Origin of the sequence: Blautia sp. HCP3S3_D9, assembly GCF_052063845.1 — a bacterium.
Taxonomy (GTDB): domain Bacteria; phylum Bacillota; class Clostridia; order Lachnospirales; family Lachnospiraceae; genus Blautia_A.
This window is the reverse complement of record NZ_JBQHWS010000003.1, coordinates 32,485-44,775: the sequence shown is the minus strand read 5'-3', so window position 1 is coordinate 44,775 and position 12,291 is coordinate 32,485. Positions and strand designations below refer to the sequence as shown.

The window sequence follows — 12,291 nt, the reverse complement described above, 5'->3', positions numbered from 1 at the left end:
TGCTTTTACGAACTGTTATTAAATTTTCTCATCATCTTTTTATTCATCATTCCTATCTGGCTGCTATCTTTCTGACAATCCATAACGTAAGTGACATCATGCTTTCAATCAGATAATAAATTGCCAAGATCAAGTGCCAAATGAGAATGACACCGCCAATCATACCGCCAACCAGAAAATTAAACGCCCAGACACCCACAGTTCCTCCAATATCAAATCCTTTAGGTATAACCCAGACAAACATTCTATGTATCCCAAACGGAATGCCCATCAAAATCCATAATTTCAGATAATCACACCCACCATTGTTCACACACAATGGGTAGAATAAGGCAAATAATAATATCGTTGCCACAATCGGAATAGTTACTTTTTTGATGAAATCGTTCACTCTCATTTTAGCCTCCTCCATACATATCATGGTTCACTTCTGCCTGATAATAATTACTGATTGTCAATGGCGCATTGTAAAGCGTTGTCAGAAGATATGCTTTGATATTCCCGACTTTTGTTGTGTTCCTGTGCAAACAGAAAAGCACATATTCAATATGCGAATAATTGAGTTTCATAAAACGATTCTTTACAAGTGCCACAGGCTTGTCCACACCAGCAATCCGGATGGTACTGTCATCGGGCATCATCATCACTTCGACCATCAGTTCCACCAGTTCGTCAACATCTTCCTGATCATGATATTTATATTCGATGCGTTCTTGAATCAATTCCCGGTAAATTTTCATCTCCTCAATCACATCCCTCTTATCATGTGAAACAAGGCTCCCTGATTGGATTTGATAAGATTGGATAATATCAGTCTCACTAAAATCAGTCTTGTTAATATCAGTCTTATTAGATTGTGATTTTGGAAACTCTTGAATTTCCATTTTCATCATTCCAGAGTTTTGATTTTCATAATTGTTGAATTGTGATTCTGGAAATTCTTGATTTGTGGTTTTCATCATTCCTGAATTGTGATTTTCACTATTCTTGAATTGTGATTCTGATAATTCCTGATTTGTGATTTTCACAATCTTTGAATGATGATTTTCACAATTCTGTGAAATCGCAGATTTTCCCCTCTGTTCTTCTTGCTTTTGCAAATTTGCAATTTCTTCCTGAAAATTACATTCCGATTGCATATCTGCAATTTTCCCGGCATTTTCTCCCATTACAGTCTCTTCTGTAAAATACTCTTCCTGCTTCTGGACATTATCCGTTTTCATTAACTGGTTTGGGATTTCCTTTATCATAAAGTTTTTGACATAGATTACATTGGGTTTGCCAAGCCCCAGCCGCTTCTTTTCAATCAATCCTATGCCATTGCTGGTGTCCAGTTCCTTGATCAGCTTCACTGCCTTCTGTGTGCCACAGTTCATCAGTTCCGCAATTTCATCCACTGTAAAAATGATATATACCCGATCCTCATCGTCAAACCATCTGTTTTTTATACTAAGGCTCATACGGTCTAACATGAGACCGTATAAAACCTTTGCTTCACAGGAGAGAGATTTAAAGCATTCTGCAGTAAATAACACTTTTGGTACACGGTAAAAGCTATACTGCTCCGCTTCCATCCCTCTAAAGTAATCAAACTGTATTTTCTGCATCTGCCAATCCCCCCTCTCTTTCTTCCTTCTTCCATTTATCCAGAAGCATGTAAATAACTTCCTCTATCTGTGCCTTTGTATAAGTTGGTGGGAAATAATCATTGATTTTCTTTGCAGAAATCGTCACATTAACCTTTCCATTTTCTTTTCTCACCAGAATCGCATATATGCCGCCCTCTGTCAGTTCTCCAGACTCACTGTTTTGTTTTAGCTGCTCTGCCTGTATTTTAGATGGGAACATACCGCTGTTTGTAATCGCATTCACAAGCCATAATTGCTCCTGATGTTTCAGATAAGACAGCTTTTCTCCGATAACCATCGGAATCTTTTTCGCATCCACATAATCAAGTAATTCCTGAACCAGTTCCGTAAGCCGTATGTATCTCTGAACCGTCCTTCCACTGTCACCTGCTGTTTCACCGACCAGATCTGCCGTATTTTTTTCAGCTTTACTTCCCTGATGCTTCATTGCCTCATATTTCATTTTATACGCATAAGCCTTTTCACTGGGCAGAATGTCCTCTCGTTGGATGTTCGTATCCACCATAATCACAGTTGCGGCATCATCATCCAAGTCCCTGACAATAACAGGCATCTCATCCAATCCAGCCAGTTCACAGGCTCTCCACCTGCGATGTCCAGCTATCACTTCATATCCATTTTCAGGATGTGGACGGACAATTCCCGGCATCAGAATCCCATACTTCTTGACACTTTCCACAGTTTCCTGCATCTTCTCATCATCAACCACTCGAAATGGATGGTCTTTAAAGGCATGGAAAAGGTTAATAGGAACGGAGGTTACTACTTCGCCTGATGGCTGCTCATTTGTTCGAAATAAATCATCATAGGAAGTCAGCTTAATCTTCTGTGCGCTCTTACTCTTCATCATCAAGCACCTCCCCGGTCAGATAACGGTATCCTTCCGCCACAATACCTTTGGGATCATGGAGAAAGATGCTTTTGCCTTCTGCGGTAGTTTCTGCCGCCCTCACAGATAACGGTATACAATTTGCAAAAATATGAATCTGATTACCATAGACCTCTCTGATCTGTCCAGCAATATCTCTTGCAAAATTCGTTCTACGGTCTACTTTTGTGAATAAAATTCCCATAATAGAAAGTTGCGGGTTTAACTTTCTATGTACCCGACCTATTGTTTTAATTAACTGCTGCAATCCTTTGACTGGAAGATATGCTGCTTCTACAGGAATCAGGACACTATCAGCCGCCACAAGGGCATTGATCGTAATCATCCCCAAGGATGGCATACAATCAATCAAAATGTAATCATACTGCTCTTTTACACTGCATAAATACTGTCTCAGTATCATTTCACGGCTCATCACATTTACAAGAGCTGTCTCTAAACCTGCCAATTCAATATTTGCCGGGATAAAATCAATTCCTTCCTCATGGTGGATAATTCCCTCGCCTGGTTCCAAATCCTCATCATTGATGACCTTCTCCATAATATTTACAAGTGTTACATCCAATTCGTCCGGTTCTCTGATTCCAAGGCTGACCGCCATGCTTCCCTGTGCATCCGCCTCTACAAGCAACACTTTTTTACCTTCTCTTGCCAGACCGATACCTAAATTAACACAAGTTGTTGTTTTTCCGACTCCACCTTTTTGATTTGCGATTGCGATTACTCTGCACATATACTTTCCTCCTGCTTTACTTTTCTTCTTTTTCTACTTCTGCATAAACACGAAAATATTTATTGGTTCCTTTGTTGGCGAAAGGCTCTGAAACCTCCTGAACATTCACTTCTTCATGCCGTTGCAGAATCCCCTTAAACCATCGAATATCCCTTAGTGTGCCTTGAAGTCTAATTTTCAGCATACATATCCTCCCAATCTACATATGAGCAATACTCTGGATAACGGATTTTGATAGCTTCCCAGAAATATCTTGCATATCCACAGCAGAATAAATCTTCAACAGTATAACACCGGCATTCCTTCACCTGTTCTTCTGCATTATCATAATCATTAACGCTGGGAGTTCCATTACAATAAAGATTAAATGCCATCCGGACAATCTTTTCACTGCCACTGGTCTGCCAACCTTCCTGCAGGCACTCTGTTTTCACATAACCTGTTTTAAAATCATAAATCCTGTTGGCATTTTCCCTTGTGTCTCTGTCAATCCCAAGACAATATACCAATGCCTTATGGTATACATCCTGGTATCTGCACTTCGACAGGTATTCCATATAAAATTTTTCGTGTTCCTTGTTTTTGAAAGTAATTGTGCAAAAATTGTTTTTCTCTGCTCTTGTCGCTGTGTTTGCCATTTGATTTTCCTCCAATCTTCATTTTGCTTTTGACCATAACAAAAAAGGACACTTTCCTAAAATTTCTTTTAGAAAAATGTCCTTAAAGTACAAAACTTATTTAGTTGGCTCATGCCCCAATCAACGCATTATTGCACATTATCACGCATTATACGTTGTAAATTTGTTGCAATTTTGTTGCAAAATCTGAATCGAAGTACCGCAAACCCGCATAAATACTGGCTTTATTTGTCCAAAGACTTCATCGTCGGAAACAGAAGTACGTCACGGATTGCCTGGCTGTCTGTAAGCAGCATAACCAGACGGTCGATTCCGTATCCGATACCACCTGTAGGCGGCATACCGATCTCCAGTGCATTCAGGAAATCTTCATCTGTGTGGTTAGCTTCCTCATCTCCTGCGTCAGCAAGAGCATCCTGTGCTTTGAAACGCTCTCTCTGATCGATCGGATCATTAAGCTCGGAATATGCGTTACACATTTCCCATGTATTAATGAACAGCTCGAAACGTTCTACCTTATTCGGGTCAGAAGGTTTCTTCTTTGTCAGCGGAGAAATCTCGATCGGATGATCCATGATAAATGTCGGCTGGATCAGTTCTTTCTCACAGTATTCCTCGAAGAACAGGTTGATGATATCACCCTTCTTATGACGTTCTTCATATTCAATATGATGCTCATCTGCAAGCTTCTTAGCTGCTTCATCATCTGCAACTTCATCAAAGTCAATTCCTGCGTATTTCTTGATCGCATCGTTCATGGTCAGACGTTCAAAAGGTTTGCTGAGGTCGATCTCGATACCATTGTAGGAAATCTTCGCAGAACCACAAACCTTCTCTGCCAGATAACGGAACATAGACTCAGTCAGTTCCATCATACCTTCATAATCTGTATATGCCTGATAAAGCTCCATCAGAGTGAACTCCGGATTATGACGGGTATCTACACCTTCATTACGGAATACACGTCCGATCTCATAAACTCTCTCAAGACCACCAACGATCAGTCTCTTCAGATAAAGCTCAAGAGAAATACGAAGCTTAACATCTTCGTTCAGTGCATTATAATGAGTCTCAAACGGTCTCGCCGCAGCACCGCCTGCATTTGCAACCAGCATCGGGGTTTCCACTTCCATGAAGTCACGGTCTGCAAGGAAGTTTCGGATCTCTTTCAGGATCTGGGAACGTTTGATAAATACGTTCTTGCTGTCCTGGTTCATGATCAGGTCTACGTATCTCTGACGATAACGTGTATCTGTATCTGTCAGTCCATGGAATTTCTCAGGAAGGATCTGTAAGCTCTTGGAAAGAAGAGTCATCTTCTCTGCGTGAATAGAAATCTCACCTGTTCTTGTTCTGAATGCAAAGCCTTCCAGTCCGAAGATATCACCGATATCAGATTTCTTGAAATCCGCATAAGAATCTGCTCCGATCGCATCTCTTGCTACATATACCTGGATATTTCCCTGTAAATCCTGGATGTTGCAGAAAGAAGCTTTTCCCATGACTCTCTTGAACATCATACGGCCTGCGATCGATACATGGATCGGGCTTGCGTCCATGATTTCTCTTCTCTCTTCGTAATCTTTCTTAACAGCTTCCTTTGCCTGTTCTTCATCAAGACCTGTTACATCTACTTCTGCACGATCTTTGAGAAGTTCTGCCTCATGTGCTTCGTAAAGATTCTTCACTTCCATTGAGTGATGAGTCTGATTAAACTTTGTGATCTGAAATGGGTCTTTTCCATTAGCCTGAAGATCTGCAAGTTTCTCGCGACGTACCTTCAGTAACTGGTTTAAATCCTGTTCCTGCTTCTGCTGTGCCACCTTGGTTCCTCCTTGTATTCTTAAAAATGATTAATTATTTTACATTTCCAGATATCAGATACTGTTTCTGATTACGCGAATTCACGTTTATTCCGAAACCGTATTACTGGTATCATTTTATGTAACTGTTCAGTACCTTCACATTTACGAGTCAAAATCCATTAACAATCGCCTTTGGCAATGGGATTTTGACTTGTATGTCTCGGGATTTTGGCATCTTCATGCCAAAACACCTCGTGGAATAGTGGACTGCTGAATAGTTACCATTTTATTTAATATACAGATTTATTCTATCTGCTTATATAGTCAGAGAAAGGTGCGCGTCATGCTTTTTTGCATGGTAAATGTTTACGCGCACCTCAGTCATCTGTCTCTTATACGTTTCTCTGGATCTCCAGAACTTTGTATTTCATGATTCCTGCTGGCATTTCTACCTCTACTACGTCACCTGTGTGAGCACCCATAAGTGCTTTTCCAACAGGAGATTCGTTGGAGATCTTGCCTTCAAGGCTGTTCGCCTCTGTGGAACCTACGATCTTCAGTTCGATGTCTTCTTCGAATTCAAAATCGTGTACTTTAACCTTACATCCAACGCTGATCTTGTCCAGGTCTACTTCGTCCTCTACAACTACTTCAGCATTCTTTAAGATCTTCTCGATTTCTTCGATACGTGCTTCAATGTCTCTCTGTTCGTCTTTCGCTGCATCGTATTCCGCATTCTCTGATAAGTCGCCCTGTTCTCTGGCTTCCTTAATTTTCTCTGCTACTTCTTTTCTCTTTACTACCTTTAAATCATGCAGCTCTTCTTCTAATTTTTTAAGTCCTGCATAAGTTAGTAAGTTCTTCTTTTCTTCCATAACAACCTTACTCCCTTCATCCGGTATCATCTTTGGTGTGTCCTGCACACCCCGGATCACTACATGGATTTATGTGCTTCCTGATACATCATACCTGAAAAAGGGCAGACTTATTCTAGGATATTCACAATTCCTGTATTATACATAAAAGCGCCCGGATTGTCAAGCATTCCGGGCACCTTTACTACTGTTTATATTTCTCATTTCAGCAGATACAAAATAACTTACAAACTATGATTCTTCAGCATTTTCTATCGTCTGAAGTTCTATCCCAGTCTGGACAAAAGCTGCTCCAGAGCTTCATAGCTTTCAATGGTATTGGATTCCCTTCGAAGTCCGGCACTGTGGCGCATGCCTGCAGTATACCAGGCAACGTGCTTGCGCATTTCGCGGATTCCTACGAATTCACCTTTCAATTCAATCTGCTTTCTGGCATGACGCAGGATCATCTCACGGATTTCCTCTACAGATGGGCGTTCCAGCAATTCTCCTGTCTGGAAGTAATGATTCAGTTCGCGGAATAACCATGGATTTCCTCTTACTGCACGGCCAACCATAACGGCGTCGCATCCAGTCTGTTTCACCAGCGCTTCTGCTTTCAGCGGAGAATCTACATCTCCGTTGCCAATCACTGGAATGCTAATCGCTTTTTTCACTCTGCGGATAGTATCCCAGTCTGCTGTACCTGAATAGTACTGCTGTCTGGTGCGTCCATGCACTGCAAGTGCTGCTGCTCCCGCATCCTCGATGCGTTTCGCAATCTCAACAATATCTATCGGTTCATTTTCAAATCCTATACGCACCTTGACAGTTAATGGCTTACTGATAGCAGATGATACTTTTCGAACAATTTCTTCGATCAGGTTAGGATTCTTCAGCAATGCAGAACCCTCACCATTATTGACTACTTTCGGCACCGGGCATCCCATGTTGATGTCCAGGATATCAAATTCCCTGTCCTCAATGGATTTCGCAACCTCTGCCATGAGGTCCGGTTCACTACCGAAAAGCTGCATGGATACCGGATGTTCGCACGGATCGATTTCCATCAGGGCAATAGTATTCTTATTGTGAAAAGAAATCGCTTTGGCACTGATCATTTCCATACAGATCAGACCGGCCCCCTGCGCCTTGCAGAGAGTTCTAAATGGAAGATCTGTTACACCCGCCATTGGTGCAAGGACAAATGGATTGTCAATCTGCACATTTCCAATTTTCCACTGCATCTTCATGAATGGTTCTTTTGCCTGTACCGACTCATTCTTTGTCTGCATGGATTCAATCCTCACTGCCCGGTGTTTTCTTCAGTTCTTCTTCCGGGATGTCTCCGAGAAAGAATACTTTATAATACATTTCCAGAGATTCCAGAAGTTCTTTCTTGTCCTGCTGAAGCTGTTTGATCTTCAGTCCGCTTCCGATCTCATCGTAGCGGGCATCTGCTTCCAGAGCTTCTGTTTTAAACTGAAGTCTGCCGTTTTCGTCAAATTCCAGAGTCAGGATTCCTCCTACATCCTCTGTGTAAAGAACACACATGATCTGAAGCTCTTTCTTCACATGATCCGGAAGTGCATTGAAGTCCTGATTAAAATAAAATTTCTTCTCATAGGCACTTGCGCCGCAGAGAGTAATGTTGTCCTGATACATAAATTACTGTTTCCCTCTTTCGAAATTATTCAGAATCTTTATACATAGCTGTAAAGCCCACGCACTGAAACCTCTCCTGCGCTGACTTTCACAACTTCTTTATTCTGCCTTTCCACAAGCAGTTCACCTTTTTCATCAATCCCCCTGCAGATTCCTTCGAAACTTCTGTCACCATCGATCACTCTGACCAGCTGGTTCAGATTTGCAAGGATTCTGTGGTAATCATCCAGCAGATGAGTAAAATCACAGGTCTGGATAAATTTCTCATAGTTGATCTCGAAATATTTCATCACCAGTGCGATCACCTGATTTCTGTCATATTCATGACCGCCCTCCAGAATCAGTGAAGTCGCTTTGTCCTGCATTTCTTCCGGAAATTCTTTCAGGTTTACATTGATTCCTACTCCGATGAGAACATAATTGATCTTCACACCATTTGTTCCCATCTCGGTCAGGATACCACAGATTTTCTTCTTAGAGATCACAATATCATTGGGCCATTTAATACTTACGTTAAACCCCAGTTCCTCTGCTGCCTGTGCCACTGCCATTCCCATAACCAGTGTCAGCATAGACGCATACTGCGGTGAAAATTCCGGACGTAGGAGCAGTGTCATCATAATAGAGCTGCCCTCCGGCGCTTCCCATCTTCTGTCAAAACGTCCTCTTCCCGCAGACTGGAATTCCGCAACTGCCAGAGTTCCATGCTCTGCGCCTTCTTTTGCCAGACGCTTGATCCATGAATTCGTAGAATCCATTTCTTTTGCAAAATGGACGGTTTTGCCCGCCCATTTTGTGTTTATTGCCTGTGAAATTGTTTCTTCATTATACAGATGTGCCATTATTTGTTCTCCGGCTCTCCTAATGTTGCTACCATAACAGCTTTGATGGTATGCATACGGTTCTCTGCCTCATCAAATACTTTGGACTGCTCAGATTCAAATACTTCATCTGTCACTTCCATATCTGTCAGATTGAATCTCTCGCCCATTTCCTTTCCGATCTTTGTCTTAAGGTCATGGAATGCTGGCAGGCAATGAAGGAAGATTGCTTTCTCGCCTGCGTTCTTCATAACGTCTTTTGTTACTTTGTATGGTGTCAGGTCATGGATTCTCTCTGTCCATACTTCGTCCGGCTCACCCATGGATACCCATACGTCTGTGTAGATAACATCTGCATCTTTGGTTCCTGCCTGAACATCCTCTGTCAGAGTGATGCTTCCGCCGGATGCTTTTGCATATTCCTCGCACTGAGCAACTAACTCTGCGTTCGGGAAATATTTCTTGGTTGTGCATGCTACGAAGTGAATACCAAGTTTTGTACACGCAATCATCAGGGAGTTACCCATGTTGTAACGGGCATCACCCATGTATACAAGTTTACGTCCTTTTAAATCTCCGAAATGCTCACGGATCGTCAGCATATCTGCGATCATCTGTGTCGGATGATATTCGTTTGTAAGACCATTCCATACCGGAACACCTGCATGTTTTGCAAGTTCTTCTACAACTTCCTGACCAAATCCACGATATTCAATACCATCATACATTCTACCAAGAACTCTTGCTGTATCTGCGATGCTCTCTTTCTTGCCGATCTGGGAGCCTGTCGGATCCAGGTATGTGCTTCCCATTCCGAGATCATGAGCAGCTACTTCGAAAGAGCAGCGTGTTCTTGTACTTGTTTTTTCAAAAATAAGTGCAATATTTTTGCCTCTGTAATATTCGTGAAGCTCGCCGGCTTTCTTCTTTGCTTTAAGTTCTGCGGATAAATCAATAAGATATGTTATCTCCTCCGGTGTAAAGTCTTTCAGTGTCAGAAAGTTTCTTCCTTTTAAGTTCATAATAATTCTCTCCCCGATGTCATTTATTCTCTTTTGTTATTTGTCTGTCTCCGCTTTCGGATCAGTGACGATCTCTTTCAGCGAACTTGCCAGACCTGCGATTCCCTGAATATCCGACGGAATAATGATCTTGGTTGCCTTACCGTCTGCTGCCCTGGCAAATGCTTCCAGACTCTTCAGTGTCAGAACTGCCTCATCTGCTCCTGCCTCTCTGATCATACGGATACCCTCTGCATTGGCATTCTGAACTTTCAGAACTGCCTCAGCCTGTCCTTCTGCCTCCTTGATCATACGCTCTTTCTGAGCCTCTGCGCGGAGGATTGCTGCCTGTTTCTCAGCTTCTGCATCCAGAATTGCAGACTGCTTCTTACCTTCTGCAACAAGGATCGTAGATTTCTTCTGACCTTCTGCGATCAGGATTGCTTCACGACGTTCACGCTCAGCTTTCATCTGTTTCTCCATCGCATCCTGAATAGCTGCCGGAGGAATAATATTCTTTAATTCCACACGATTGACCTTGATTCCCCATGGATCAGTAGCTTCATCAAGAGAAGCTCTCATCTTGGTATTGATCGTCTCACGTGATGTAAGTGTCTCATCCAGTTCCATGTCACCGATAATATTTCTTAAGGTTGTTGCGGACAGATTCTCGATTGCCATGATCGGATTCTCCACACCGTAAGTATAAAGCTTCGGATCTGTGATCTGAAAGAATACGACAGTATCAATCTGCATGGTTACGTTATCCTTTGTGATAACCGGCTGCGGTGGAAAATCCACTACCTGTTCCTTCAGATTTACCTTTCTGGCTACTCGTTCAATAAACGGAACCTTGAAGTGAATCCCTGTACTCCAGGTTGCCTGATAAGCTCCCAGACGTTCCAGGATTACTGCATATGCCTGTGGTACAATGCGGACGCAGGATGCAAGGACCCATACCGCAATAACAATAATAACTATCAGAAAAAACACGCCCATAACTAATCCTCCTTATTCTGTTTTACGATAAGTTTCACACCTCGGATCTCTTCAATCGTTACAACGGTGCCTTCGCCGATTTTTTCGTCATCAGCAGAACGTGCAGTCCATTCAATGTCATTGATACGAACCTGGCCTGTCTGCGCCAGATTGTCAATCTCCTGAATCACAACTGCTTTCTTTCCAATCAGACTGTTTGCATTGGTCTGTATGGTTTCTTTGTTGAAGTACTTCATTGCCAGTGGTCTGGTAAAGATGAGAAGTACCAATGAAACACACAGAAACAGCAATATCTGTACAGTGAGGTTCGCTCCTGCATAACATGCAATAGCAGCGACCAGTGCGCCGCCGGCAAACCAGATGGTGGTCAGTCCTGCCGTAATTGCCTCTACAACAAGCAATAACGCAAGAATCCCAAGCCAGATCAAAGGCTGCATGAAACTCCTCCTTTCGTCTGCTATCGTCTCTGACGAGCAGCTTCATACATGAGAATTCCGGATGCCATGGCAGCATTCAGAGATTCTACTTTTCCACACATAGGAATCCGTATCAGACAATCAGCACTGTCTGCCGCTTCATCTGTCAGTCCTTTTCCCTCATTGCCGATCAGGAAAGCAGTTCCTCCTGTGTAGGATTCCTGATCATAAGAGTTCTTACCATGCAGATGCGCCGCAAATGTGCGGATATTTCTGTCTTTCAGTTCCTGTGCTAATGATACCACACTTTCCACATATAGGAAAGGCATTCTGTAGACAGAACCCATGGTTGATCGTATAACCTTCGGGTTTGTGATATCCACGCAGGTCTTTGTCAGAAGAACCCCGCTTACTCCGGCGCCCTCTCCTGTACGGAGAATAGTTCCCGCATTTCCCGGATCCTGCAGATCCTCCAGAATCATAACCAGCGGATTTTTCCCGCCGAGAATATCTTCTATTGTATAGGAAGGTTTCTTAAGCACTGTCATAATTCCCTGCGGCGTCTGCGTATCGCTCATCTGTCGAAAAACAGAATCTGCTACTATCTCATATGGAAGTTTCTCCACCTGAGCCATCAGTTCTGCATCACCGCTGAGAGCTTCTGATACATACACCTTCGAAATCCAATCCCTAGGTGCTTCGCCGAACATTTTTCTTCCTTCTGCAACAAAAAGCCCTTGTTCTCTGCGGGCTTTTGTTTTCTGGTTCAGCTGTATGATATTTTTTACCTGTCCGTTATTTACACTGGTGATCATATCTTA

The 12,291-nt window shown here is 42.5% G+C and carries 15 protein-coding genes; all 15 read right to left on the bottom strand.

Going from position 1 to position 12,291, the window contains the following annotated elements; genetic code table 11:
* Positions 1-52 precede the first annotated feature (52 nt).
* Positions 53-397 carry a DUF6050 family protein gene (locus tag ACTNES_RS01575; protein ID WP_441038374.1) on the bottom strand — a complete coding sequence of 115 codons (345 nt, stop codon included), beginning with the start codon at positions 395-397 and terminating at the stop codon, positions 53-55.
* Between the two features lies 1 nt (position 398).
* Positions 399-1,607, bottom strand: a complete 1,209-nt coding sequence (locus tag ACTNES_RS01570; RefSeq protein WP_441038373.1) for a DUF6017 domain-containing protein — start codon at positions 1,605-1,607, stop codon at positions 399-401.
* A complete protein-coding gene (locus ACTNES_RS01565) occupies positions 1,588-2,496 on the bottom strand; it encodes a ParB/RepB/Spo0J family partition protein (protein WP_441038405.1) in 909 nt (302 codons plus the stop codon). Before ACTNES_RS01565 ends, ACTNES_RS01570 begins: the two co-directional genes overlap by 20 nt.
* Complete coding sequence (locus tag ACTNES_RS01560) at positions 2,486-3,271, bottom strand: ParA family protein (RefSeq protein WP_370810060.1); 786 nt, start codon at positions 3,269-3,271, stop codon at positions 2,486-2,488. Before ACTNES_RS01560 ends, ACTNES_RS01565 begins: the two co-directional genes overlap by 11 nt.
* Before the next feature lie 16 nt (positions 3,272-3,287).
* Complete coding sequence (locus ACTNES_RS01555; RefSeq protein WP_441038372.1) at positions 3,288-3,455, bottom strand: hypothetical protein; 168 nt, start codon at positions 3,453-3,455, stop codon at positions 3,288-3,290.
* Positions 3,442-3,909: a DUF6075 family protein gene (locus ACTNES_RS01550; protein WP_441038371.1), complete on the bottom strand. Its 468-nt coding sequence runs from the start codon at positions 3,907-3,909 to the stop codon at positions 3,442-3,444. The genes ACTNES_RS01555 and ACTNES_RS01550 overlap by 14 nt, the downstream gene beginning before the upstream one ends.
* A gap of 224 nt (positions 3,910-4,133) precedes the next feature.
* Positions 4,134-5,732: a lysine--tRNA ligase gene (gene lysS, locus ACTNES_RS01545; protein WP_441038370.1), complete on the bottom strand. Its 1,599-nt coding sequence runs from the start codon at positions 5,730-5,732 to the stop codon at positions 4,134-4,136.
* Positions 5,733-6,106: 374 nt separating this feature from the next.
* The gene (gene greA, locus ACTNES_RS01540; protein ID WP_117676877.1) at positions 6,107-6,589 is read right to left on the bottom strand and encodes a transcription elongation factor GreA; all 483 of its coding nucleotides are present in this window, start codon (positions 6,587-6,589) and stop codon (positions 6,107-6,109) included.
* A gap of 266 nt (positions 6,590-6,855) precedes the next feature.
* Positions 6,856-7,815 carry a tRNA dihydrouridine synthase DusB gene (dusB, locus tag ACTNES_RS01535; RefSeq protein ID WP_334303478.1) on the bottom strand — a complete coding sequence of 320 codons (960 nt, stop codon included), beginning with the start codon at positions 7,813-7,815 and terminating at the stop codon, positions 6,856-6,858.
* A 52-nt stretch (positions 7,816-7,867) separates the two neighbouring features.
* Positions 7,868-8,233 carry a DUF6145 family protein gene (locus ACTNES_RS01530; protein WP_291814615.1) on the bottom strand — a complete coding sequence of 122 codons (366 nt, stop codon included), beginning with the start codon at positions 8,231-8,233 and terminating at the stop codon, positions 7,868-7,870.
* A 38-nt stretch (positions 8,234-8,271) separates the two neighbouring features.
* On the bottom strand, positions 8,272-9,075 hold the full coding sequence (locus tag ACTNES_RS01525; protein ID WP_441038369.1) for a biotin--[acetyl-CoA-carboxylase] ligase: 804 nt from the start codon (positions 9,073-9,075) through the stop codon (positions 8,272-8,274).
* Complete coding sequence (gene argF, locus ACTNES_RS01520) at positions 9,075-10,076, bottom strand: ornithine carbamoyltransferase (RefSeq protein WP_441038368.1); 1,002 nt, start codon at positions 10,074-10,076, stop codon at positions 9,075-9,077. Before argF ends, ACTNES_RS01525 begins: the two co-directional genes overlap by 1 nt.
* Before the next feature lie 36 nt (positions 10,077-10,112).
* The gene (locus ACTNES_RS01515; protein WP_441038367.1) at positions 10,113-11,054 is read right to left on the bottom strand and encodes an SPFH domain-containing protein; all 942 of its coding nucleotides are present in this window, start codon (positions 11,052-11,054) and stop codon (positions 10,113-10,115) included.
* 2 nt (positions 11,055-11,056) lie between these two features.
* Positions 11,057-11,491: an NfeD family protein gene (locus tag ACTNES_RS01510; RefSeq protein ID WP_008707795.1), complete on the bottom strand. Its 435-nt coding sequence runs from the start codon at positions 11,489-11,491 to the stop codon at positions 11,057-11,059.
* Between the two features lie 20 nt (positions 11,492-11,511).
* Entirely contained in the window at positions 11,512-12,285 is a 774-nt protein-coding gene (locus tag ACTNES_RS01505; protein ID WP_441038366.1) for a TrmH family RNA methyltransferase, read from the bottom strand.
* Positions 12,286-12,291: the final 6 nt, after the last annotated feature.